Source organism: Uliginosibacterium sp. 31-16, assembly GCF_030730865.1.
Taxonomy (GTDB): Bacteria; Pseudomonadota; Gammaproteobacteria; order Burkholderiales; family Rhodocyclaceae; genus Uliginosibacterium.
This window is the reverse complement of record NZ_JAVALZ010000002.1, coordinates 711597-735319: the sequence shown is the minus strand read 5'-3', so window position 1 is coordinate 735319 and position 23723 is coordinate 711597. Positions and strand designations below refer to the sequence as shown.

General features: G+C 64.1%; 17 protein-coding genes and 1 pseudogene. 6 read left to right on the top strand and 12 right to left on the bottom strand.

Annotation, left to right across the window (positions count from 1 at the left end):
* Positions 1-159 precede the first annotated feature (159 nt).
* The 4 genes from tagH (at position 160) to Q9Q94_RS11090 (ending at position 5178) form a co-directional block, all read left to right on the top strand.
* On the top strand, positions 160-1962 hold the full coding sequence (tagH, locus tag Q9Q94_RS11105) for a type VI secretion system-associated FHA domain protein TagH (protein ID WP_305980129.1): 1803 nt from the start codon (positions 160-162) through the stop codon (positions 1960-1962).
* On the top strand, positions 1959-2774 hold the full coding sequence (locus tag Q9Q94_RS11100) for a PP2C family serine/threonine-protein phosphatase (RefSeq protein WP_305980128.1): 816 nt from the start codon (positions 1959-1961) through the stop codon (positions 2772-2774). Before tagH ends, Q9Q94_RS11100 begins: the two co-directional genes overlap by 4 nt.
* Positions 2771-3427, top strand: coding sequence for a hypothetical protein (locus Q9Q94_RS11095; RefSeq protein WP_305980127.1), 657 nt, complete (start codon positions 2771-2773; stop codon positions 3425-3427). The genes Q9Q94_RS11100 and Q9Q94_RS11095 overlap by 4 nt, the downstream gene beginning before the upstream one ends.
* A 170-nt stretch (positions 3428-3597) precedes the next feature.
* Complete coding sequence (locus Q9Q94_RS11090; RefSeq protein ID WP_305980126.1) at positions 3598-5178, top strand: rhamnogalacturonan acetylesterase; 1581 nt, start codon at positions 3598-3600, stop codon at positions 5176-5178.
* A 406-nt stretch (positions 5179-5584) separates the two neighbouring features.
* On the opposite strand, the gene Q9Q94_RS11085 is transcribed toward Q9Q94_RS11090, so the two are convergent.
* From Q9Q94_RS11085 to Q9Q94_RS11075, 3 genes and pseudogenes are all read right to left on the bottom strand, one after another.
* Positions 5585-7672, bottom strand: a complete 2088-nt coding sequence (locus Q9Q94_RS11085) for a YCF48-related protein (RefSeq protein WP_305980125.1) — start codon at positions 7670-7672, stop codon at positions 5585-5587.
* A 115-nt stretch (positions 7673-7787) separates the two neighbouring features.
* Positions 7788-8927, bottom strand: coding sequence for a pectate lyase (locus tag Q9Q94_RS11080; protein WP_305980124.1), 1140 nt, complete (start codon positions 8925-8927; stop codon positions 7788-7790).
* Positions 8928-9465: 538 nt separating this feature from the next.
* Positions 9466-9606 (bottom strand): annotated as a pseudogene (locus tag Q9Q94_RS11075) (IS110 family transposase); the annotation flags it as partial.
* Positions 9607-9772: 166 nt separating this feature from the next.
* On the opposite strand from Q9Q94_RS11075, the gene Q9Q94_RS11070 reads away from it, so the two are divergent.
* Complete coding sequence (locus Q9Q94_RS11070; protein WP_305980123.1) at positions 9773-10273, top strand: YdeI/OmpD-associated family protein; 501 nt, start codon at positions 9773-9775, stop codon at positions 10271-10273.
* A gap of 1092 nt (positions 10274-11365) precedes the next feature.
* On the opposite strand, the gene Q9Q94_RS11065 is transcribed toward Q9Q94_RS11070, so the two are convergent.
* From Q9Q94_RS11065 to tssJ, 9 genes are all read right to left on the bottom strand, one after another.
* Positions 11366-11905 (bottom strand): hypothetical protein, encoded by a 540-nt coding sequence (locus Q9Q94_RS11065; RefSeq protein WP_305980122.1) that lies wholly within the window; start codon positions 11903-11905, stop codon positions 11366-11368.
* 18 nt (positions 11906-11923) lie between these two features.
* Entirely contained in the window at positions 11924-12319 is a 396-nt protein-coding gene (locus Q9Q94_RS11060) for a hypothetical protein (protein WP_305980121.1), read from the bottom strand.
* An 8-nt stretch (positions 12320-12327) separates the two neighbouring features.
* Positions 12328-13032 (bottom strand): hypothetical protein, encoded by a 705-nt coding sequence (locus Q9Q94_RS11055; protein ID WP_305980120.1) that lies wholly within the window; start codon positions 13030-13032, stop codon positions 12328-12330.
* Positions 13033-13048: 16 nt separating this feature from the next.
* Positions 13049-14671 carry a serine/threonine protein kinase gene (locus tag Q9Q94_RS11050; RefSeq protein ID WP_305980119.1) on the bottom strand — a complete coding sequence of 541 codons (1623 nt, stop codon included), beginning with the start codon at positions 14669-14671 and terminating at the stop codon, positions 13049-13051.
* A gap of 34 nt (positions 14672-14705) precedes the next feature.
* A complete protein-coding gene (gene tagF, locus Q9Q94_RS11045; RefSeq protein ID WP_305980118.1) occupies positions 14706-15329 on the bottom strand; it encodes a type VI secretion system-associated protein TagF in 624 nt (207 codons plus the stop codon).
* Between the two features lie 2 nt (positions 15330-15331).
* Positions 15332-18892: a type VI secretion system membrane subunit TssM gene (gene tssM / locus Q9Q94_RS11040; protein ID WP_305980117.1), complete on the bottom strand. Its 3561-nt coding sequence runs from the start codon at positions 18890-18892 to the stop codon at positions 15332-15334.
* 15 nt (positions 18893-18907) lie between these two features.
* The gene (locus Q9Q94_RS11035; RefSeq protein WP_305980116.1) at positions 18908-20215 is read right to left on the bottom strand and encodes a DotU family type VI secretion system protein; all 1308 of its coding nucleotides are present in this window, start codon (positions 20213-20215) and stop codon (positions 18908-18910) included.
* A gap of 191 nt (positions 20216-20406) precedes the next feature.
* Positions 20407-21741, bottom strand: coding sequence for a type VI secretion system baseplate subunit TssK (gene tssK / locus Q9Q94_RS11030; protein WP_305980115.1), 1335 nt, complete (start codon positions 21739-21741; stop codon positions 20407-20409).
* A 30-nt stretch (positions 21742-21771) separates the two neighbouring features.
* Positions 21772-22404, bottom strand: a complete 633-nt coding sequence (tssJ, locus tag Q9Q94_RS11025) for a type VI secretion system lipoprotein TssJ (RefSeq protein WP_305980114.1) — start codon at positions 22402-22404, stop codon at positions 21772-21774.
* Positions 22405-22697: 293 nt separating this feature from the next.
* On the opposite strand from tssJ, the gene tssA reads away from it, so the two are divergent.
* Positions 22698-23708, top strand: a complete 1011-nt coding sequence (tssA, locus tag Q9Q94_RS11020; protein WP_305980287.1) for a type VI secretion system protein TssA — start codon at positions 22698-22700, stop codon at positions 23706-23708.
* Positions 23709-23723: the final 15 nt, after the last annotated feature.

The following is a 23723-nucleotide window of genomic DNA, read 5'->3' as shown; positions in this document are numbered from 1 at the left end:
CCGGATCATCCCGCATCCATCGCCTCGGCGCCATATCCTGCCGCAACTCCAGCGGCAACGGCCGTCGGATATGCCCGCTTCGGCGATTGAAGTGCCGGCCCTTGTGTGGTGCAATGCCCGCCACGACCGGGTCGTCTGGCTGAATTTTCTGGGGGTCATGTGCTGCGCATTTTCGTGGTGAGTCTGAATGGAGTGCCTCCGGCCGCGCCGCTCTCGGCGGTGTTCGGCGAAGGCCTGGGCTGCATCGGCCGCGAAGAAACCAATGCCTTGGCCCTGCCGGACCCGCACAAGCACATCTCGCGTGTGCAGGCTCAGGTCAAATGTCTCTCCGGCGAGTATTTCCTGGTGGATCAGGGCGGCAACCCGACCAGCGTCAACGGCCGTCCGCTGGGCAAAGGCAACGTGGCCACCCTGCACGACGGGGACCGCATCGAAATGGCCGAGTGGGTCTTGCGGGTTGAAACCGTGCGCCCGGCGCCGGTTTTCTCCGCCGCACCTGCATCTGCCGCGACGGATGATCCGCTCGGGCTGCTCGGCGCCGCTGCCCCCACTGCGGCTGACCCGCTGGCCGCCTTGCTGGGCACTCCCGCGGCAGCAGCACCGGTGGCCGCCATGTCGTCAGCTCCCGTTCCTTCGACACCGATGCCGGCCCCGGCGTCGCGCAAGGCCAGCGACGATCCGTTTGCCATCTTTTCGGCGGTCGCCGTGCCTGCCGCACAGGAGCGCCCGGCTGTGGCAGCCGAAGGCATGGACCCCTTTGCGGCTTTTGGCACACCGGCTGCCGCACCACGCCAGCCCGCTGCAGTACAGGCTTCGGCGGATGATCCACTGGGCTTGGGGATTGCCCCAGCCGCGACCGGCTCGGTGGATTCCCTGTTCGGGCTGGAGGGCAAGGCGGCCAGTGACCCGTTTGCCAACTCCGCACTGGCAGACCCGCTGATGCAGGCGCCGCTGGCGGCTGATGGCGCCGACCCGCTGGCCCTGCTGATGGGCGGCGGCGCCGCGCCGGCCGCACCGGTCGGGCGCAATGACTCGCCCCTGCTCAATGATGCTTTCGTGCCACCGCAGGCCCAGCCCGACGCTGCAGACGAATTCGATTTCAACCTCCCCACTCAGATGGTGGTGGGCACGCCGGATAACCCCGCTCCAGCGGTTGCGCCTGTGGTGTCCTGGGGGCGCGAGAGCGCGCCGGTGATTGATTCGCCGTCTGCTCCGAAAGCCGCTTCTGGCGTGGCTATGCAGCCACCCCCTGTGGCGAGGCCCGCCGCCGTTAATTCTGCAGCACGGGTGTCTGTAGAAGCCCTGCAGACGCCGCTCTCCAGCACCCCACCAGCAGCAGGCCCTGCCGGCCAGAGCGCCGAACTGCTGGCCGCCTTTATACGTGGGCTGGGCGTGCCCGGGCTGAATCCGCCCGGCGGGCTGACGCCTGAACTGGCCGAGCATATCGGCGTGATGCTGCGCGAATCGGTGCAGGGCACCGTCGAGCTGCTGGTGGCGCGCGCCGCCACCAAGCGCGAAGTGCGTGCCGAAATGACGATGATCGTCAGCAAGAACAACAATCCGCTGAAGTTCTCGCCCGACGTGAATTTCGCCCTCCACCAGCTCCTGCAGCCGCAGGGCAGCAAGGGTTTCATGGCGCCGGTGGAAGCCATGCGCGATGCTTACGACGACCTGCGCGCGCACCAGATCGGCTTCATCGCCGGCATGCGTGCGGCGCTGGCCGGCATCCTTGGGCGCTTCAGGCCCGCCGAGCTGGAAAACCGCCTGTCCGACAAGAGCTTCCTTGACAGCGTGCTGCCTGCCAACCGCAAGGCCAAGCTGTGGGATCTGTACGAACAGCGCTATTCCGACATCCTGAGCGAGGCCGAGGACGACTTCCATTCCCTGTTCGGACGCGAATTCCTGCGTGCCTACGAAGAGCAGATTGATCGCCTGAGCAATGACCGGGCGCCGGGCCAATGACCAAACTTGACGTTCACACCGCCCACCTGTCCCGCGTGGGAGGCCGCAAGCGCAACGAGGATTCCTGCGGTTACTGGACTTCCGACACCGGCTGCTGCTGGGTTGTCTCCGATGGCGCCGGGGGGCATGGCGGCGGCGACGTGGCCTCGCAACTGGTCGTGGCCACCGTCCTGGAGCGCTTTGCCGCCAATCCGGTGGTGAGCAGCGAAGCCGCCGTCAATCTGCTTGAATCCGCTCACGAAGCCGTAATGCAGGCCAAGCAGCACCAGCCTGCCGGCACCGACATGCATGCCACCTGCGTGCTGCTGCTGATTGACCGCGAGCACGGTCAGGTCGTCTGGGGGCATGCCGGTGATTCGCGCGCCTACCTGTTCCGGCATGGCCGGCTGGCCTATCAGACGCGCGATCACAGCCTTGTCCAGAGCATGATCGACGCCGGCTACGGCAGCGTCGAACTGATCCGCACCCACCCGCAGCGCAGCCTGCTCACGTCGGCCATCGGCAATGCCGGCGAACTGGTGATCAGCGTCTCCGGCGATCCGATTCCGACCGATGCCGGCGATGTCTTCCTGCTCTGCTCCGACGGCTGGTGGGAATACGTTGATGAGACACACATGCAGCAAACCCTGGCCGAGGCGGAGAACGCCGACGCCTGGCTCGACGTGATGGCCGCCACGGTGGACCGGACGGCAGGTGACAGCAACGACAACTACACTGCAATCGGCATCGTGGTCAGCGCCAGCGAATCGGCCACGACCGTCATCCTCGCGCCGCGCACCGCGCCGGCTGAAACCCCGCAGGAGTCGCTATGAAAATCAGGATCATTGTCGCCAGTCTGGCCTGCATGATGGCCGCGACGGGTTGTGAAACCATGGACAGCAAGACCCAGGGTGCCGTGATTGGCGGCGCCATCGGCTGTGCCGGCGGCGCCGTGCTGGCCAAGCTCACCAAGAACGACATGGGCACGGCCTGTGTTGCCGGTGCCGTGGTGGGCGGCGCCATCGGTTACCTGCGTGCGCGCAATGCCGAAGTGCAGGAAGCCCGGCAGGCCACTCAGGAGGTCGCCAGCGAGGTGCCCGGCGCACGGGTCAGCCCGGTTGAAACCCAGACCGTGCAGGTGACCGACCGCGAAACCCGCAAGACCGAGCGTGTGCAGGCCTTCAAGTCGGTTTCCGTCGACATCCCGGTCAGTCAGGTTGACACCCCGGACGGACGTGCCGCCGTCGCCAAGCTCGATGCCTATGCCCGCAAGGTCGCGGCCGAGCGCGGCGAAACCGTCGACATGACGGTGGCCTCCGCGCCCGAGAAGGGGGCCGCCAGTGCGTCGCGCGTCACGCTGCGCCAGACCAGTGAAGTCTCCGGCAACGGTCAGGTCAAGCGCAGCTACACCGCCGATCCGCGCGTGCCGGCCAATGTGCAGCGCTACACCATCGAAGTGAAGAACCGCGACCGGGTCGAGGTCTGATCTTCACAAGCCGCCCGTCATGATGGGCGGCCGGGGCTGTTGACGCGTTTTGCGGTTCGCGCAACACAGCCCCGGTTTGCGCAATTTTCCGCACTTTTCCGCAATTCCCGTCAGGTCAGCGACGCGGCTTTCCTGCCATCATGGTGGCCTTGTCCTTGAGAGGAATCGCCATGACCACTTTCCGCCTGACCGCCACCTCCGTTTGTGTTGCGCTCGCTCTGGCTGCCTGCAGCAGTGCCCCCACCGGCTCGCAACTCTCCGGCACGGTGCTGACCGGGGTCGCCGCGTATGAAGGGCCGCTGGCCGGTGCCACGATCACCGTGGCCGATGCCAAGGGCCTGAAGAAAACCGCCAAAGCTGACGCACAGGGGCGCTACGCGCTTGAAGTGAATGGTCTGACTGCTCCGCTGATGATTACCGCCGTGGAGCCCGGCAACACCAACTGCGGCGACAGCACGAAGCTCTGGGCCAAATGCATCGGTGCACTGCTGGCGGACGTGAAGCCGGATCAGCAGAACATTGCCAATGTGAACGCGCTGAGCGACCGTGCGCTCGGCAGCGTCGCGCAGACCCTCAAGTACAAGGGCCCGCAAGGCCTGATGGACGCCGGCACCACCGCCGGGATCGATGCAGCCGTGATCCGCAGCAAAACGGACGGCGGGCGCAAGGCCGTGCTGCAGGCGCTCAAGGATGCCGGCGTGAAGGATGCCGACAACTTCGACCCGGTCACCACCCCCATGCAGGCCGATGGCCAGGGCGTCGATGCCGTGCTGCGCGTGCTGGTGCACAGCCGTGGTTACGACAACGACAGCGGCGTGCCCGGTGGCACTTCGATTCTCGACGCTGATTACTACTACGTGGGCAGCGACGAACCGCTGAACCTCGCGCGTGCCCAGGCCGCGCTGGCCAAGGCCAAGGACCCGGCCTACACCCGCATTCTCATCGTGGGCGACTCCACCGCCAGCACCTACGAACTCGAGCGCCTGCCGCGCATGGGCTGGGGCCAGGTGTTTGAAGACCAGTTCAAACCCGATGCCAAAATCAAGGTGCTGAACAACGCCAAGTCCGGTCGCAGCTCGCGCAATTTCTACAATCAGGCCTACTTCCGCCAGATGGCGCAATACCTGCGCGCAGGCGACTACGTGATCATCAATCACGGTCACAACGACCAGAACTGCGACGAGAAGAAGCCCACGCGCGGCGCAGCGGACACCCGCAACATGTGCACCTACCCGAACGATGCCCAGGGCAACAAGCAGTTCCCGGCGGGCAAACCGGAGATGAGCTTCCAGAACTCGCTGGAAGTCTACGTGAAGGAAGCTCGCGCCAAGGGTGCCATCCCGATCATCATGACGCCCACCACCCGGGTCTGGAACAAGGACCGCAAGGAAGGCTTCCCGGTGGTGCCCAACCACTTCACCTTTGCCGGGCAGGGCAGTGGCGGCTACGCCTTTGTGGGCGATTACAGCCAGACGATCAAGGACACTGCCAAGGCCAACCAGCTGCCGCTGATTGATCTGGAGGCAAAGACCATCGCCTTTGCCAATGCCCATCAGGCCGACTGGAAAAACTACTGGCTCGCCGCCGACCCCGCCAAGTGGCCGTATTACGCCACCCAGTCGTCCGGCACGCAGGCCAAGCCGGACACCACCCACTTCCAGGAAGCCGGCGCCCGCGCCGTTGCCGCAATGGTGGCGCAAGGCATCAAGGAAACGCCGGAACTCAAGGCGCTGGCCGCAAAGCTGAAATAAACGCCCGGCAACAACGGCATCCCGAAGACCCTCCACTGGCGGGTCTTTTCACGATGGGGTGCTGACAAGGCAGGCGGGGCGGGGCTTTCCCGGCAGGGGCCTTGAAGAAGTCCGCTGCAAGCGGCCTCCAGGTCACCCCTACGTTCAATGCCATTAAGTTAGCCGTTCGTGCTGAGCGTAAGGAGCAAAGCGACTGAAGGCTCTCCTGAGCTTGTCGAAGGGTCGAAGCATGACCGGCAGGGCTCAAGCCCTTCGACTTCGCTGCGCTATGCTCAGGGCGAACGGTGTTCTGGGCCTAACTTAATGGGATTGCCCCTCCGTTCGGGTCGGGTAGCCGGCTCGCCGGCGTATCGAGAGCGGGGCACGCAGACGGGCCTTGCCCTCGATACACCGCGCGGCTCTTCGTCTAGGGCTTGATCAGAACGATTCTGTCGCCATAGGCGAGCAGGCCGCTGCCATCAGGTAACTCGAATAATCCCTTGAGGTGTCCGGTGGTTTGGGTCGGGATTTTTCGCCAGTTCAGCCCGCCGTCATCGCTGCGCAGCAGGGTACCGCTGCGCCCGGGCACGAAGATCGCGCCGGTCTTGCTCACGAGCGGCTGGCGCAGCGCTTGGTCGCTGCCGCCCGCCATCGGCGCCCAGTGCGCGCCGGCATCGGTCGAGCGCAGCAGCGTGCCCTGGTCTCCGCTTGCAATCAGGATTTTTCGTGAAGCGTCCCAGGCTAGATAGCGCAGGGTGGCGGAGCTGCCGGAGCTGAGCGCTTGCCAGCTTTCGCCGGAATCCGTGGAGCGCAGAATCACGCCATTGGCGCCGATGACAAAGAAGGCATCCTGCTCCGCCACGTAGGCGACGCCATGCAGGATGCTGCTAACGCCGCTGGGCCGGGTCTGCCAGTGCTCGCCGCCATCCAGGCTCCGCTGGATTACGCCATCGCGGCCGACGGCGACAAAGTTGCCATTGCGGCTCGAAGCGGCTGCGTCGAAGAGGTGTGATTCGGTACGCGCGTCAGTGGCTTGCCAGCTGCGCCCACCGTCGACGGAGCGCATGACGGTACCGGGGCTGGCCAGCGCCAGCAGAACGCCATATTTTGCGTCCGCAACGAGTTTCTGGAAGTAGCCACGCGCCGAACTATTCACTTCCAGTACGCGCTGCCAGTCGCTGCCCGCGCCCTCGCCGCGGATGATGGTGCCGGGCGGTCCGCCGGCGAGGATGGCGCCCGACTTCGGATCATTGATGGCGCTGAGCAGATACACATCCTGCCCAAGGCCGAGGAACAGCGGCGTCCACTGGCGACCCCAGTCTGTTGAGCGGATAAGCCAGCCTTGCGGGCCAACGCCGATCAGGCTGCTGGCGTCGGCGGAAAGCTTGATGTCATGCACGTAGAGGCTGAGCGGTTGCTGCAGCACGCGCCAGGTCTGGCCCGCATCAACGGAGCGGAGCAGGGCACCGAACTGGCCCAGGCCGATGATCACTTTCTCGGTGACGATCAGCCGGCCGAGGCGATCCGGGGAGTCGAAACTCACGGCTTGCCAGCTCTGACCTCCGTCGCTGGAGCGGCGTAGGCCACCAGCTTCGCCAGTCGCGAGCAGGGCGCCATCGCCAGGCACATAGGCGAGATGGTTCAGGTAGAAATCCGTGCCGCTCGGCGCGAGTTGCCAGCGCTTGCCTCCGTCGCTGGAGCGCGCGATCTGGCCACGGGCATTGCCGGCAAGAATGACTTTGTGTTTGGGGTCCCAGACGAAGCTGCTCAGATAATCGCTGCTGCCGGAACTGCGCTGTGACCAGTGACGACCACTGTCGGCACTGACCAGGATCTTGCCATCGGCGCACAGCACGAAGACGCTTTTCAGCGCTGCAACATAATGCAGGCTGCTTACGGTGGCTTCGCTGCCGCTGCGGATGGGCTGCCAGTGCCTGCCATCGTCAATGGAGCGTAGCAGTGTGCCGTTCTCACCACCGGCCAGCCAACTGCCATCGGGCAGCGCCAGCAGATGGCCGAGATTTTGAGTGCTGGGCGTGGCAGCCCGGAACCAGTTCAAGCCCTGATCCGTGGAGCGCAGGATGTTGCCGCCTTCGCCGGCCGCGATCCATGTCTTCGTGCGCGTGGCCTGGGCCAGTGCGCGCATGCGGGCCTTTGCGTCGTGCGGGCGCAAGCTCCAGTTCTGCCCGTCATCCGTGGAGCGCAGCAGACCTTCGCCGGGCCCGGTGGCGAGCAGGATGCCAGCGTTTTCATCGGCGGCAATCTGCAGGATTTGTTCGCTGATCTCGTCCGTCGAGGCGCCGACCCAGTGCTGGCCCTGATCCGTGCTGCGCAGCATGCTTCCGTCGGTGCCGCCAATCAGCAGCGTGCCGCTGCGCGGCAGGTGCAGGCCGGTGTTGGGAATGGCATTGATCATGCTGCGGCCACTGAATACCGGCGTCGCAGGCTCGGCGAAGGTATGGGTGCTGAACAGGCTAATCAGCAGGCTCAATAGAATGACGGACGGGTGGTGCATGGCGGCGCGCTGTCGTGGAAACGGAAGGTGAGCAATGGGCGAAAAAAGCCCCCGTCGCAAATGATACGGGGGCTTTTTGATTACAGAGCGGGGCCGCCCTGTGCTCAGGTGAAGATCAATATGCCGTTACGTCGGTCTTGGAAACATCGCAAGATACGGTGTTCCATTCTTCGCCGATGGTCGAGGACGAACCGTTGCCCTTTTGCACGCCTTTGTAGGTCACGCAAACCTTCGGGCTGCCAGCTTTGTAGCCCTTGATCTGGATGCCACGCAGCTTGGCCTTGTCACCGTAGTTGCTGTTCACGCCGATCACGGTGGAGACCTTTTCCATCTTCACGTTGTTGATGTTGAAGAAGCGCGGGCCGCCGTTGTCGGTGCAATCGCCGCAAGCGCGGGAGAGTTTGCCGATCGAGCCGGTAGTGGTGAAGTTGTCGACGTTCAGTGTGGCGTTAATCCCGTTGTTCTGGAACACCTTGTCGCCGGCGTTAGCGGCAGTGCCGCCCTTGATGTTCATCACGGTGCCGACCTGACCATTGCCGATCGAGGCTGCGTCTTCGCAGACGGCTACCCATGTCACGTTTTCAAGGTTGCAGGTGCCGCCTTGCACGTTGACGCCGCGCCCGCTGCCCAGGCTGCCCCAGCCGCAATGGATGCCGTCCGAACCGCCACCGGCCGGGATCACCACGTTCTTGACCGTGGCGTTGATCAGGGTCAGCACGGCCGGTTGCGTTTCGCTGCTGCCCGCACAGGCCAGGCCGATGGATTTGCCGCCGCAATCGAGCGTGGTGTTGTAGATCAGGGCGCCCGGCTCACATTTGTTAACCGGCCCGGTCCAGCCCGGCACCGGCACGCCGCCGCTCGATGAACTCGAAGAGCCACCGGAGCTGGAGGAGCTTGATGACGATGAGCTCGACGACGAGGAACTGCTGGAGCTGGAGGATGAACTCGATGAAGAGCTCGACGAAGAGCTGCTGGAGCTGGAGCTGGAACTCGTGCCGTCGATCTTGATCGAGCACTCATTCACGCCGCCAGCGATTCGGCTGCCGAAGGTCGTTTCGTTACAGATGAAGCTGCCGCTGAGCGTTTTGTAGACGAACTTGTCTGCGCGGCCGAAGGCCACGTTGGTGCCGGCGCTGACCGAGCAGGTCTTGCCTTCGGCGCAGATGGTCTTGAAGCCGCTTGGACGGTTGGCAGCTGAAGCCGTGCCAGCCAGAGCGAGGGCAGCGATGCCCAGCGCGAGGTGCTTGATGTGCATTGATTTGTCTCCTGGATTGTTTGCGTGGCTGTAGCCACAGGTATTTTTCTGTGCCGACTGCCTTGAAAAAATGTGACTTTTTCTGGGCAGGCGACGATCGAAATTAGCAGATGCCGAACCATTTTGAGTATTTTCTTGAAGTAGTTGCCCGGGGGTCTGTATCGGCAGACAAAAGGAGTCGAAAACCGTCTTGAGCGCCAGGGAGCGAAGGCGCCTGGGTCTTGAATTCAAGCGTTGGTCCTGAATTCGCTGCATTGGCTTCGCTCATTGCCACCTGCGCAGCCCATCGCATGCCCGCTCCCGGAACGGCAAGCTGAAGGTCCGTTCATGGCCGACTGCTGTCGACCGATCAAGTCAGTCAGCACGCGGACGTCATGGCGACAGCGCCCTGACCATGTCGGTTCAGAATGGGGGATCAAGTCGAAAGCTGCCCGCAGACCCGCTACTGGCGAGCCTTCTCACGATGGGGTGCTGGCAAGGCAGGCGGAGCAAGGCTTTTCCGGCAAGGGGCTCGTAGACGTCCGCCGCGGGCGGCGCTCAGGCAGGGTGGCAGGCCAGCGATCAACTCCAGCTGTTTCTCTTCCGTCGCGTGCGGTTTGACCAGCGTGGCGCGCCCTGTCTCATTGATACCATGGACGGCGAAGACGTTCTTGGCGAGATCGATTCCCACGGTAATAATGCTTCCGGACGCTCCTTGTTTCCCGGTAGCACGATGAGGTGTGGAAACTCGATCATCTGGCTTCCGCCGCAGCTTCGGAACAGGGAAGTCCCTTTCATTCGTCAGGCAGTACAAAAGCAACCACTTTTGCGCGCGAGCGTCTGGTTTCGCCCGGGAGCTACAGTCCATGAAGCACTCCGCCAGCATCGGAAAGCAGTTCTCATTCGAAGCCATCTTGGAAGACTGGGCAGAAGGCATGGATTACTGTGCCATTCCCGTTCCTTCGGAAGTTACCCAGGCACTCGGCACAAAAGGGCCCGTTCTCGTCATGGCGCGCGTCAACGAATCTGAGCCGTTTCAGGTCAGTCTTTTCCCGGTCGGGGGCGGCCAGCACTACATTCGCATCAAGGCCCAGGTTCGCAAGGAAACGAATACGAAGACGGGCGACCTCATTCGGATGCGGGTCACCGTTCTTGATCGCGATAGCGTCGAGATTCCGGATGATCTGCTGTTTGCCCTACGTTCTGAAGGTGTTGAGAAAGCGTTCCAGTCACTGCCGCCCGGCAAGCAGAACTTCATCATCCGGCGCCTCAACGAGGCTGCAAGGCCAGAGACTCGCGAGCGGAGAATTCAGGAAGGAGTGCTCGCCGCGCTTCAGCGCAGAGAGAAACTGAGTGATCAGTCGTAGGGTATTTGATCAAATGAATAGTTTGATCCAGCCGTTTTGGCGCCGGGGCCGCCTGGGCGGGAGGGTTGTCAGCAAAAGTGTTATTGCTCATCAGGACCAGAATTCGAGAACACAAGTCGATGTTTTCATGGGGGTTTGCCCGATTCGTCAAGTGTCCGATATAACCCTCAGAGGCCGTTTCGACCTCTACTTCACGTTAGGCAACATAACCATTTCCTTGGAGACTTTGTGCAATGGGACCGCTTCCACAAACCTTAGAAACTCTCGCCCGCCTTGGTGCTCGTTTGGATTTATCCGAGCACTCGTATCTTCCTCAATCCCTTGAAGATCTTGTTCGACTGGCAGCCGGAAGTGGTGGGCACATCGTAATCAATGCATCAAAGAGCCTTCCAATGACGCTTGAAACACTTGCGCGCATTGGCGGATCACACGTTACGTTCCGCTTCTAATGAAACTGTCTTTGCCATTTTCTGATCTCACTTCTGAAGAGCAGCGTTGGGCCCTTTCTGATACGTGGTGTGAGAAGTGTTTGGCTTCTGATCTTGGAATCACCGATCCGTCGCGATTCCAAGAGAATGGAAAAGAGTACGTCTCGGGTAAGTGCAGCGTCTGTGGCAGTGAGTGCATCACCGAGATCGTTCGTTCCGGATTCGATTCAAAATGAGCGCCATGCCTAACAATTCCTATATGGACTCCCCCGAAAATCAAGGCTGATCGATTTTTGGTGTTTTCGGGTTAAATCACCTGCTGTCGTATATCCGGCATCTGGAGTGGGTTTGTAGTGACCCGTGCCGACTGATCGTTCCCACGCTTTGCGTGGGAATGCTGTCTGTGGCGCTCCGCGCCACTTGTGCGGCAGGTGATCGGGCGTTGGATCCCGGCCTTCGCCGGGATGACGCCAATTGAGCGTTTGGTTCCCTTTACTTTGACGGAACGCTTCCGGTGAGGCGAGCTGGATGGAGTGCCTGAAGACCCGCCACTGGCGAGTCTTTTCACGATGGGGTGCTGGCAAGGCAAGCGGCGCGCGGCTTGCCGGGCATGTGAGCTGCAGAGTGAGTCTGCAGGCGGGTCTTGAGGCGCGGCTGCGTGGGCTTACTTGCAGGATTCTTCTGCGTTGAGCAGGTAGTCCTGCAGTACCTGACGCAGGCTGCCGCCGTCGCGGAACTTCACGTCCCGTACGCGCCACTGGCCGGCGCTTTCCTGCAGGTTCAGTTCGTCTTGCCAGACGAGTGTGCGGAAGGGGTGAGCCTTGGGAAAGCGCGGGTCGATGAGCACCAGGTTCGCCGGGATGACGGCTTGTGCGCCTTCCAGACGCAGCTCGCCGTAGCTGACTTCGCTGGCGCCTTCGTAATTGCCGGTGAACAGGTCGCCTTCCAGGACGAAAGGTTTGTCACCTGCAGGGGTGGTCTTCACGCACTGTTTTTCGGCGGCGGAAGCTTGCTGCAGGAGCGTGATCAGCTCGGGTGCGAGCAGTTTGCCGAGTTGCGTGCGCTCTTTGGGCGAGGGCAGAGCGGTGCCCGGATGCTTGAGCACCCAGGTGTAGTAGGCCTGGGCGTGTTGCTGGGCGGGGTGCTTGTCTGCCGCGCCGGCGGGCAAGGCGAGGCTCAGCAGGGCAAGGAAAAGCAGGCGCACGGTGGTCTCTCCTGGAGCTCAGACGGTCTGGCCGAAGCCATAGCGCACCAGCGCCATCGCAAAGGCGAAAAGGAAGCCGTAAGCATAACGGTCCACGCGCAGCAGGGTCTGCCCGCGCTTCGCCCGCCAGGCGCCGACTGACGCCATGGCGAGGCCGGCCAGTGCGGGTGAGATGAGCAGGTTGGCGAGCTGGGCGGTGGGCGAGGCGATGAACAGATTCGGGAACAGCCACAGGCTGAGCGCACCAGCCAGGGCTCCGAGCAGGCCGTAGCCGATGAAGGCCACGACGGGATGCGGCTTGCGCCGGAAGGGCTCGCTCAGGCTGTGCAAGCCGAATTCTGCGAGCAGCTCGAAGACGATCTGCAGCAGGAATTCACCGCAGATTTCAAACAGCAGTTCGAACAGGAATTCCATGCGATTTCCTATTCGAGATGAAGATCGAGCAAGGCTTGGGGAATGCTGTTACGGAGCCGGTCTATATGGGCGGGGTCCGAGAAATAGGCTTTGAGGCATTTGTCGCGGGCCTTGCAGAAGTCCCCGAAGGGATCGGTGCCGGGCTTGATCGGGGTGTCGTCGGTAAGGCCGAAATCGGATTTGACGGGGCAGTTTGCATCCGACAGCAGTTCGTAGGCCAGCGCCGAGTTGTCGATGTGCGTGGCGGCTAGCGTCGGGGTTTCGAAGTGATGCACGACGCTGATCTCGCCGCAGTAATCCTGCGCAAAATCGCCGACGTGTACGCTGACCGCATGCCAATGCTTGCCTGGCGCCAGCTTCAGCGTGAAGGCGCTGGAGAAAGCGGCGTTCAGGTCTGCCAGAACCGTGATGCGGGAATCTGCATCGGGGCGTCCATCCAGCTCGTTCAGATAAGCCGCAGTGAGGGCGGTGGATTCGCCCGGCGAGATCGGGATCTTGAATTCACGAAAACTGACCGTGTCATCAATGCTGCTGCCATCGCTCTGCGGATGGCTTGCGCCGACGAGGCCGGGGTAGTGGCGTACGGGTTCGGCGACGGCTGCGTCTACCGGGTCTTCCGGCGGAGCAGCGGGCGTTTCGGTGTTCTTGCAGGCGGCCGTCAGGCCGGCGGCAAGTAGCCCGGCGAGCAGCAGCCGGAACGGAGTTTTTTTCATGACGGGGCGCGCAGACTCAACGCAGCAGGTTGTCCAGATCCTTGTTGAGCTGCTTCATGTAGTCGCGCTCGGCCTTGTCGCCATTATCGCCGGCCGGTTTGGCGGGCTTGGGTTTGGGCTCGACCGGCTTGGCGGCGGGCTTTTTGGCGGGCTGGGTCGCCGGGGCGACAGGCTCCAGGCGGATGCCTTCCGGTTTGGGCTCGGTTTTGGGCGGCGTCGCGGCTTCGATGGTCTCGCTGCTTGCTGCTGGCGGAGCCGGGACGGCGACCGGAACCGGCGCGCTGACGCCGGTGATGGCGCCGGGTGGGGGCGGCAGCACGAGCGGGGTGGACTGTGCGGCGGTGGGGCTGACTTGCGGGCTTGAGGCGCTGGACTGTGGAGTCACCTTGCCTTGCTGCTGTGTGTAATACCAGCCCCCACCCGCAGCGGCCAGCGCCACGGCGGCGATGCCGATGAAAAGCGGTGCCTTGCTGCTGCGGGGTGCCGGGCTGTCGCGTTGCTCGTCACGGTCGACCATCAGTGGGCGTTGCACGGGGGGGCTGGAGACCGGCACCGGGCGGGCATTTGCGGGCGGCGTGACCGGAGCGGCAGGCGTGACGGGTGCCTTCGCGGGCTCCATCTCGAAAACGAGATCCGGTGCGGCTTGCGGGGCAGGTGCCGGTGCGGGTGCTGGCGTGGACGCGGGACGCAGATTGATGCCGATCAGCTCGCGCATCTCGGCCATGGTCTGCGGGCGGTGCTCGGCCTTGACGGCGAGGCAGTGGTCGATGCCGCGCAGGAAGGTATTGCTGTAGCGGCCGGCGGCGATCTCGGCAAGCGGTTCGTAGCTGTCCTGCACGATACGGCTGACCGACGGCGGCGGCAGCTTGCGGGCGATGGCGAAGTAGCAGACCGCGGCGAGCGCGTAGATGTCGGTCCAAGCGCCCTGTTTCATGCCGGGCATTTCGGCGTATTGCTCGATCGGGGCGTAACCCGGTTTGAGGATCACGGTGAGCGCCTGGGTCATGTCGCTGATGACGCGGCGGGCTGCGCCGAAATCCAGCAGCACGGGGCGGCCATCACGCAGCAGCATGATGTTGTCCGGCGCGATGTCGCGGTGGAAGCAGTTCTGCTCGTGGATGATGCCCAGCGCTTCGGTGACCGGGTCCAGCATCTTCTTGAGCCAGGCTTCGTCCGGCGGGCTGGTGCGCTGGCGCAGCGCGTCGCGCAGGGTCTGCCCGTCGTAGTAGGGCATGGCCATGTAGGCGGTGCTGTTGGCTTCCCAGAAGCGATACACCTTGACCAGCGCGGGGTGGTCAAACTGGGCGAGCAGACGGGCCTCGTTCACGAAGCTGCGCCGGCCGATCTCGAAGGTCTCCTGATGGCGCTCGCTGCGCACGATGACGGAGGCGTCATCGCCGCGCGCGGCGAGCGAGGCGGGCATGTATTCCTTGAGCGCGACCTTGCGTTCCAGCGAGTGATCCTGCGCCAGATAGACGATGCCGAAGCCGCCTTCGCCGACCAGCCCGATGATCTCGAATTCACCCATGCGCGTGCCGACCGGCAAGGCGTTGTGCACGCCTTCGGTGGTGCGCGTGGCGCCGGGTTTGGCGGCGCCACCGAGTACGACGGTGTTGTTGTCCTTCGGGCTGTCGGTCACGGTGTTGATTCCAGGGCAGGCATCGGGAGTTTCTCTAGCCGGGAGTGTATTCCAGCATGCGGGTAAAAACATCGGGGCGCGGCATGCCATGACAGACAAATCCGCTCTGTTGCCCGGCTGCGTTGCTGGCAAGCCACAGCGAATGCCCGGCCAGCAGGCCCGTCAGCAGTTCGTTTGCAGCCTGACTGGCCTGAGGAGCAGGCAGGCCGCCGATCTCCAGCGGGATGAGCTGGACAGGGCCGCCGGATGCGGCTGGCGGGGCGATGGCATGCAAGGCCGTGTCGAAAGCGTCGATTTCGCTGGCCCCCAGGCCGGCGTGGGCGGCGGATTCGAGCGCGGCAAACCATTCGTCGAGATGGCTGGCACTGGCAAACGGGGCTGCGATGGTCAGCGGGAAATAGCGCCCGACGCGATCTACCGAAGGCACCAGAATGCCGGCCCAGGCGCCGGGGCCGAGACACTCTGCGGCGAGCACGAAGCGCCAGATGCTGCTGGTCAGATAGGTTTCCAGCCAGGCCTCGCCAAGCGCCGCACGGCTGGCCGCCAGGCCCTGCTGCAGCCAGGCATCCCAGGGCTGGATGAAGCCCTGTGACAGACGCCGGCTGGCGAAATCACCGAGGGCGGGAAGCTTGCCGTACCAGCCGGGGCCTGCGTGCATGCTCACAGCCCCGCCGGGCAGCGGAACTCGGCCAGCTCACGCAGGCGGAAGGGGTTCTGCACGCTGCTGGTGGTGACATCGAATACCGCCACGCGGCCATCCACATTGAAGGTGACGCGGAACTTCTCGGGCGCGGAGCCGGGCTCGATGTTGGCCTTGTCGAAGATGCGGAACAGCGCCCAGGGGCCTTCGATCGTCACGCCCGACGCGCCGCTGGGGCCGGGCGGGGTGATCTGCACGCGGGCCGACAGGCCGCCGCGCTGGCCCGGCCACTGCACGCTCTGCAACTGCTGCGGGCCGTGGCTGTACTTGACCAGCTGACCGTCCACATCCAGCGTGAAGCTGGTGATGGCCGGGTCCATCTCCACCGGCTTGAAGTCCAGACGCAGGGTGGGGCCGCTGCGGAAGAACACGTCGCGGATGGTTGCCGCGCGCTGGAACTGGGCGAGGTTGCCGGAGTCGCCAAGCGACTGCTCCTGCACGCGCTTGAAGGACCAGGGGCGGGTGGAGATATCCACGTACTGCGCGAGGTTGCGGTTGAAGAAGTCGTCGATCTTGCCGTTCGGGCCGAACAGGGCGGCGAAGTCTTCGCGGGTCACATCGCGCTGGCTGCTGCGCACGAAGGGGTAGCGTCCCTCGATGGCCTGACTGCAGAAATGCCCCACCTGGGCGCCGACATCGGCCGACAGGGTCTGGCGCAGGTTGGAGAGGGCCTGCCCGGTGCCGGCGGCGGTGAGCTGCTGCAGCAGGCCGCGCAGGGGCTCGGGCATGCGGGCACTTTCGGCCTTGGCACGATTCGGCACATCGGATTGCGGCATCGCCACCTTGTCGCGCTGAGCGGTTTCCACCGCCGAGAGGAAGGCGTAAACGTCGCCGAGCAACTGGATCGCCGCATTCAGCGGGGCACCCTTGTCGTCGGGTGCGCCCACGGTTGCGCGCAGCGGGGCGAAGTGGTCGTCCACAATGCTTTCGATGGCGCTTCCCGGTGCCGCATCGCGCGGCGCCGGCTTGTTGCCGAAGAGCATCTTGCCCAGCTCGTTCCTGGTTTCGCTGAGGGCTTCCTGGGCTTTGCCGACCACCGCTACATTGCTGGTCTTGCTCAAGGTGGTTTCGCGCGACAGGGCGCGCATCAGCCGCGCCATCGGAGAATCCGGCGCGGAGAGCACGCGCGCGATCTGGATGTTCTGCTGCAGGTTGGCGGCCTTGGCGATGGTGATGTCGTCCATGAAGGCATCCCAGATCCGCACGTATTCGTTCAGATACAGGCGGCGCACTTCCTGGCCGACCTTGGCGCTGTCATCGAGCCGGCGCTGACCTTCGCTGATGCCGAGTACCCAGGGCTCCTCGTCGATCAGGCGTTTGGTCTGGCTGCTGACACTCTTGTCGAAAGCCTTGTGATAGCCATCAAAGGTGAACAGCCCCGGCACGCCGACGCTGAGCGCCTTGCCGCTCTTGCGCGCATAGACGGTGACGGCCGTGGGGCCGACGGTCTTTTCGATGGTGAATTCGGGGATGTCATCGGCCACGCCCTGACGTTTCAGGCGGCTGAAGATGCGCTCGGGCAGCGGGTAGCGCAGCAATTGGTTGCGCACATTGGTAACCAGATCCTTGTTCTGCGGGATCGGTGCGATCACCGGGCCGTCGGCAAACAGAGCGGCCAGGTGGCGGGCGAGTGCGGCGCGCTGCTCGGGGCTGGCGTTGCCGGGCAGGTTCTGGTCCCAGTCAAAGCTGATCCAGGCCTGCAGACCCTCGGCGTCGAAGTGGCTGGCGTCGAAGAGCATCAGGTAGGCCTTGAGCGCTTCGTAGCTCAGCTCCAGATTGCTGGCGTCAGCGCTGCGCAACTGGCTTTCGATGCGGTGGGCAATGCGCGGGTAGAGCACGTCGCGCAGGAGTGTGCGGTAGGCCTGATCGGCTGCAGCATCCAGCTTGTCGCCCTGGAACAGGCCGAAGCGCAGGCCCAGCGGCACGCCGTCAGCGGTGGTCGGGGTGGTGGCCACGCCCTGCACGGTGTCGATCACTGGCAGGATGCCGAGCAGGTCGTCCGGGCTGGCCATGCGTGCATCATTGACGATGGGCTGGGCGGCCTGCACCTGTACGGCGACTTCATCAATGTAGCTGCGATTGCGCAGGGTGCTGACGCCCCAGCCGACCAGCAGCAGCACGCTGAGCAAAGCCATGCCGCCCATCACTGCAAAGCGGGCGAGGCTGCGGCGGTGCTCCCATTTCAGGTTGGCGCCGCCCACGCGCTGCTCGGCAAACACCACATCGCGCAGCAGACGGGTGATGAAGAAGCTCTTGCCGGCGCCCACGGCCGGCGGCAGGATGCGTCGCTCCAGCCCGAAGGCGCCACCCAGACTGCTCATCACGCGGTCGATCGGCGAGCCTTCCTGGGTGCCGCTGGTGAGGTACACGCCGCGCACCATCAGCGGATGCTCGAAGCCGGAAGGGGCGAAAACCTTCTCGGCAAAGCTGGCCAGCAGACGCGTGGCGATGGCGAATTGCTGATCGAAGGCGGCGATGGCGCCGCGCCGGGTGAGATCGGTTTCCTGTTGCAGGCGGCCGATGAGCTGATCCTCGACGCGCTGACGCAGGGCCTGCAGCTTGCCGGCCAGCCCGCTCATGGCGGCTTCGCTGCCCTGATCCAGCGGGAACGTGACGCCCCACACCTGATCGCGGGCTTCCTTGCCCAGATCGGCGAAGAATTCGTTGAAGCCGGCGATCAGATCGGACTTGGTGACCAGCAGATAGATCGGCAGGCGTACGTTCAGATCGCTGTACAGCTCCTGCACGCGGGCGCGCAGCACGTCGGCATGGCGCTGGGCCTGATCTTCGTTCATGGCGAGCAGGTCGCCCATGCTCACGGTGAGCAGTACGCCATTCAGTGGCTGACGCGGGCGGTGCTTGCGCAGCAGGGCCATGAAGCCTTGCCAGGCGTCGCGGTCCACGCTCTGGTTGGAATCCTGCGTGGTATAGCGCCCGGCGGTGTCGATGAGCACGGCGTCATCGGTGAACCACCAGTCGCAGTTGCGCGTGCCGCCGATGCCCTTGAGCTGGTGCGTGCCGAGTTTTTCGGCGAGCGGGAAACGCAGGCCGGAATTGACCAGCGCGGTGGTCTTGCCCGAACCCGGCGCGCCGATGAACACATACCAGGGCAGCTCGTACAGGTGGCGCGAGGAGCCCAGCGAGAGGAAGCGCGCCAGCCCGCCTTTTTTCGCCGCAGCGGCAGCCTGACTCTGCTTGAGCACACGCATGGCTTCCTGGAAGCGTTCATGCAGGATTGCTGCTTCGCTGGCGGTCTGGGTATGGCCGGCGATGCCGCTCGGCTCTGCATTTCTGGCCAGACCATCGAGCAGTTGCGCGTTGTTGCGGCGGGCACGCCAGCGGTTCAGCAGCGCACGGCCGATGAAGAACAGCAGCATCAGCCCGATCAGGACCAGGCGGACCAGTGGCGGATCGAAGGGTTCGTAACGGGCAAACGCGATCAGCGGCAGCACGAACCAGATCACGGCGGCCAGGGCGAGCAGGCCGAGGATGAAGAAAAGAGTCTTGAGAATGGATTTCATCGCGGGCTCTCCGGATCAGTTGGCGCCAGCGGCGGGGAAAACGATGATTTCCACGCGACGGTTCTGCGCGCGATGTTCGGGCGTGTCGTTGGGCACTACCGGTTCGCTGTCGGCAGCACCTTCGGCACGGATCTTCTGGCGGCTGCCCAGCTGGGTTGCCAGCGCACTGGCGACAGCGTCGGCACGCGCCTGTGACAGATGGTAATTGGACGGGAAACGCGCGCTGCGGATCGGTACGTTGTCCGAGTGGCCGCGCACCAGAATCGAACCATTCACCTTGCCGGCCGCCGCACCGATGCGGGTCAGCAGACTGGAAAAGCTGTCCGAAAGCGTGGCGCTGCCTGCTGCGAAGAGGCCATCTCCGCGCACCAGCACGATGCTGCGGTCCGACAGGTCGCGCACTTCCAGCTTGCCCGCGCGGATTTCCTCCGGCAGATAGGTCTGCAGGCGCGGCGGCACGCGCGGTGCGATCTTTGGCGGCGGAGGTGGTGGCACCTTGAGGCCGAGGATTGTCGAGAATGTCGGGTCGGACTGGCGGTTGAGCAGCCACGAGGCCGTCATGTACGCCGCAAACAGGATCAGTGCGGTGATCGCAGCCAGCGCCCACAGCGGCACGCTGTCGCGCAGCGGCTTGGTCGGGCGTGCCGTGGTTTGCCATTCCGGCGACAGCTCGCGCGGTGCTTCACCACGTTCGCGCTGCAGCACCTGGGCGAGGCGTTCGCGCACGGCATCGAGCTGGGCCTTGCCGTTCTGCTGGACGCGGAAACGGCCCTCGAAGCCGAGTGACAGGATCAGGTAAAACAGCTCCAGCAGATTGCGGTGCTGGGCGGGCTGTTCGGCCAGCTTGCCGAGCAGCTGGAAGGCCTTTTCGCCGCCCCAGGCTTCGTTGTGGAACTGCACCAGCAGGCTGCGCTGTGCCCACACCTTTTCGCCCCAGGGCGTGTTGGCGGCGGTTTCGTCGAGGAAGGTGCACAGCGCATAGCGCGCGCCGATGACGTGTTCGTTGAGCATGCCGGCTTCGCGGGCGCGCTGCTCGAAAGTCTGGATGGCACGCGCCAATGTCTCGCGCAGACCCGCCGGGTCAGGGTGATGCGCAGCACGCAGTTGCGGGGCCAGATTCAGCAAGGGTGCGGCGGCGGCCACCAGCGGATTGAGACCGGCGGACCAGTCCAGCGCCGCCAGGTCGACGCGTTCGAAGCTGCCGTTCGAGCGTGGCGCAGCCGGCTGCGCGGCGGCTTGCCCACCTTGCGGCACGGCGCGTGCGCCGGGCGTGGGGATCACGAAATTCTGCTGACGGGGGGCAAACGGATCGTTATCGGTCATGGTTGTGACACCGTGCTGGGTGAGTGGTGCACCAGCTTCGCGCTGGTCTGTTCATGTTTTGTTGCGACTGCCTGAAGAGCCGCTTGTGGCGGGCTTCTTCGGGCGGCCTTCCTTGTTAGCAAGGACCGGGGCGGGTCAAGGCGGTGCCTGTCTGCAGAGGTCCGCCACAAGCGGCTGTCCGGCATGCATGGTCAGGCCTTGATTGCCCACAGCGAAACTTCCAGCCCCGGGAAATCGCCGGAAACGTACATGCCCAGACCGCCCGAGGCATCCAGCTGTTTCCACAGATCGCCGGTGGTTTCCAGCTCGAAATAGCTGAAGCCGGCGTGGAAGGGGATCTGACGCGGGGCGACGGGCAGGGGGCGCAGGGCAATGCCGGGCAGCTGCAGATTCACCAGCTCGCGGATCTTTTCCACCGGACCGAGTTTGGCTTGCGTCGGGAAGCGGCTGCGCACGGCCTCGCTGGGCATCTGCGCATTCACGGCGAGCACGAAGCCGGCCTGGCGCAGCAGGCCACGATCGGCAATGGTGCCGACATAACGTCCTTGCTTGTGGTCGACCAATTCGATCTGCACGGCATTCTGTTCGAGGATGGCGGACAGGCCGCGGCGGATCTCGCGCATCAGCGCATCGAAGGTGAGCTGCAGGTTGTCGTGCTGGTAGGGCGGCAGTTCGGCAGGGCGGCGCTTCTCGCTGACCAGGGTGGCGAGCTCGCCCTGCAAGGTGAGCATCTGGGCGTACAGGCGTTCCGGGTGCAGCGGGTTGAGACTGGCCAGATGCTCGAACACGGGCTGCTGACGGTTCACGCTGAGCAGGAACAGGAAGTCGGCAATTTCCGACACGCCGCCGTGGCCGGCCTGGGTCAGACGCCCGGCCAGCGCTTCGCCACGCTGGCGCAACAGGCCGAGGATCTCGCGCAGGATGGTGGTGAGCTGGTTGTCGGCCGCACAGGCAAGGGTCGGCGGGATGTAGCCGCGATCGACGAGGAGCGAGTTGTCCGGCCGGCGTTCAGTGACGCGGATCACGCCGATCTTGACGTAGGCGTCCGAGAGCTTCGATTCCAGTTCCAGCACCAGGCGTGGCTGGCCGGTCTGCAATGCTTCGCTGGCAGCACTCGGGCAGGTGGCGTCAGGCAGATTGTCTTCGCCGATTTCGTAACGGGCGAGGGGGTCATTGCCGCTGGCGTCATTGACCTCTGTGGCAAACGGGCGGCGCAGTGGCAGGGCCAGGCAAACCAGCGCGTCGCGTGCGTCGGCGGGGAAATCAAACGCGGCTGGTGCTGCATGCGCTGCCGGAAATTCAAAGGGAGTGCCGTCAGGCAGGATGCCGGTGGCACTCTTGATGGCGATCTTGCCCAGAGTCAGCGCAGTGTCATCCAGCGTCAGCGAGCTGAATCCGTATTGAAACGGCGCGAGGCTGCGGGTGCGGGCTTCGAGCTGCCATTCGGCATGGCGATCCTGCTGCTGGAAATGCTGTGGCCGCAGGAACAGGCCTTCAGACCAGACGACTTTACTGAACCAGGACATGAGGTTTTCCGTTTTCGATGGCGTGTGATCTCAGCGTGGCCACAGGCTGGGGCGCGCCGGGATGGAAGGAGCAGAGGGGGCCGAGGGTGTGCTCGGGAGCGATGGCGTCTCGGGGGCCTTGAGTTGTGGCATTTCAGGCGCTTTGAGCTGGCTGGCATCCGGCAGTTCGCCGGGCTTGAGCAAGGCGGGGTCGATGCCCTGCGCGGCAGTGATGCCATCCTCGCGGGCGAGGATGTAGATGTTGTTGGTTTTGTTTGGCAACAATTGCACGCTGCTGCGCCAGTTGGCCTTGTCAATGTTGCGGAAGGCGGCAAGCACGGCGACGAATTTGCCTTCGCCGGGGTCGCGTGGGTCAAGGCGGCGGATCTCGCCTGGCTGGATCGTCATTTCTTCGCGCCAGACGACTGCGTCGGCCAGCGTCTGCTGATCCTTCTCGTAGAGCGAGAAGAAATCTGCCGAGCCGAACGCGGCAAGATTTTTCAGGATGTACACGCGCACCACGACCGGCGTGGCGCGGTTGCGCGAATCGAGATTGAGCCGGCTGTCGGCGGCGACCGTGATGCGCGCAATCGTCGGGTCCGGCTTCATGAAGGAGCAGGCTCCCAGTGCGATGGGCAGCGTCAGCAGCAGAGCGGCTTGCCTGAGCGAAGCGGTGAGACGCATTGCGGTCAATCTCCTTCTGCAAAAGGGGGTATTAGCCGGATTCTGTAGTCATGAAAGCCTCACGTATTGTACTGAGGGCTGTTCGTCGGAAAGTCCGGATTGAACCGGCCTCATGGGCTATATGATCCTTGCCGGTTGTTGACTATATTAGTGAGTCAAAGCCGTCTTGTGCCAATTACGGGACGAGCGGGTAGTCTCGATGATCTTCCATGTCTTGAGCATGGTCTTACAGGGCGGTCGGCAGTCTGTTGATTCGGGGGAGCGGGATGTCGCTGGATGTGGATGTGAGCAGCATGCTTGGGGCGCTGGGGGGCGACGCGCCTTGTGGCCTGAATCTTGAATATGACGCCGAGTTCCTGCAACTCGAGGAAGCTGCGCGTGCGCAGCCCGAGCAGGAGTTCGCGAATGCCGATACCGGTACGCGCCTGACGATCGAAGGGCAGGGCGCCAATTGGGCCGACGTGCGGCGTCTGGCCCAATCCCTTCTGCAGCGCACGCGCGACCTGCGCGTGGCGACCTACTACACCCGCGCGCTGCTGCGTACCGAAGGTTTCGGTGGCCTGGCTATCGGCCTGAAACTGATCCATGGCCTGCTTGAAGCGCAATGGGATTACGTACATCCGCAGCTCGATCCGGATGATGGCAATGACCCGACCATGCGCGTCAACGCACTGATGCCTCTGGTGGCGATGGATGCAGTGCTGGGCGATCTGCGTGCTGCCTGGGTGCTGAAATCGCGTCAGGCCGTGGTGTGCGTGCGTGACATCGAGGTGGCGCAAGGCCGCCTGTCTGCGCGTGACGGCGAACCGACATATTCCGAAGCCCAGCTGGCGGCCATTCTCGGTGAAGCCGCTGCGCAGGATGCAGCGCTTGCAGATTCGATCCACGGCAGCGTGGCGGTGCTGGATGCGCTCTCGACCCTGTTGCAGGATCGCGTGGGCGCGTCGGCGTCAATAGATTTCAAACCCCTGCGCGACATGCTGCAGGGGGTGCGACGCGCCTTGCCGGATACGGCGGCGGGATCGGCCATGGCGCCCGCCGGTGAAGACCCCACCGTTGGAGGTGCGCCCGCTGTTGTGACCGCGCGGCCCGGCGAGATAGCTTCCCGTCAGGATGTGGTGACGGCGCTGGAGCGGATGATTCAGTATCTCGAACGCGCCGAGCCGACCAATCCGGCCCAGCTGCTGCTGCGCCGTGCGCAGCGGGTGATGAACATGAATTTCCTTGAGGCCATGAACGAGCTGGCACCGGACGGCTTGGTGCAGGCCGAGCGTTCGGTTGGCAGTCAGCTGCCTCAGGAATGAGCTAAACCGTACAAC

What these genes read in the sequence shown, in the direction of transcription:
- Q9Q94_RS11100 (WP_305980128.1), top strand. Translation starts at nt 1,959, where the DNA reads ATGACCAAACTTGACGTTCACACCGCCCACCTGTCCCGCGTGGGAGGC.
- Q9Q94_RS11095 (WP_305980127.1), top strand. Translation starts at nt 2,771, where the DNA reads ATGAAAATCAGGATCATTGTCGCCAGTCTGGCCTGCATGATGGCCGCG.
- Q9Q94_RS11090 (WP_305980126.1), top strand. Translation starts at nt 3,598, where the DNA reads ATGACCACTTTCCGCCTGACCGCCACCTCCGTTTGTGTTGCGCTCGCT.
- Q9Q94_RS11085 (WP_305980125.1), bottom strand. Translation starts at nt 7,672, where the DNA reads ATGCACCACCCGTCCGTCATTCTATTGAGCCTGCTGATTAGCCTGTTC.
- Q9Q94_RS11080 (WP_305980124.1), bottom strand. Translation starts at nt 8,927, where the DNA reads ATGCACATCAAGCACCTCGCGCTGGGCATCGCTGCCCTCGCTCTGGCT.
- Q9Q94_RS11070 (WP_305980123.1), top strand. Translation starts at nt 9,773, where the DNA reads ATGAAGCACTCCGCCAGCATCGGAAAGCAGTTCTCATTCGAAGCCATC.
- Q9Q94_RS11060 (WP_305980121.1), bottom strand. Translation starts at nt 12,319, where the DNA reads ATGGAATTCCTGTTCGAACTGCTGTTTGAAATCTGCGGTGAATTCCTG.
- Q9Q94_RS11055 (WP_305980120.1), bottom strand. Translation starts at nt 13,032, where the DNA reads ATGAAAAAAACTCCGTTCCGGCTGCTGCTCGCCGGGCTACTTGCCGCC.
- tagF (WP_305980118.1), bottom strand. Translation starts at nt 15,329, where the DNA reads ATGCACGCAGGCCCCGGCTGGTACGGCAAGCTTCCCGCCCTCGGTGAT.
- tssM (WP_305980117.1), bottom strand. Translation starts at nt 18,892, where the DNA reads ATGAAATCCATTCTCAAGACTCTTTTCTTCATCCTCGGCCTGCTCGCC.
- Q9Q94_RS11035 (WP_305980116.1), bottom strand. Translation starts at nt 20,215, where the DNA reads ATGACCGATAACGATCCGTTTGCCCCCCGTCAGCAGAATTTCGTGATC.
- tssK (WP_305980115.1), bottom strand. Translation starts at nt 21,741, where the DNA reads ATGTCCTGGTTCAGTAAAGTCGTCTGGTCTGAAGGCCTGTTCCTGCGG.
- tssJ (WP_305980114.1), bottom strand. Translation starts at nt 22,404, where the DNA reads ATGCGTCTCACCGCTTCGCTCAGGCAAGCCGCTCTGCTGCTGACGCTG.
- tssA (WP_305980287.1), top strand. Translation starts at nt 22,698, where the DNA reads ATGCTTGGGGCGCTGGGGGGCGACGCGCCTTGTGGCCTGAATCTTGAA.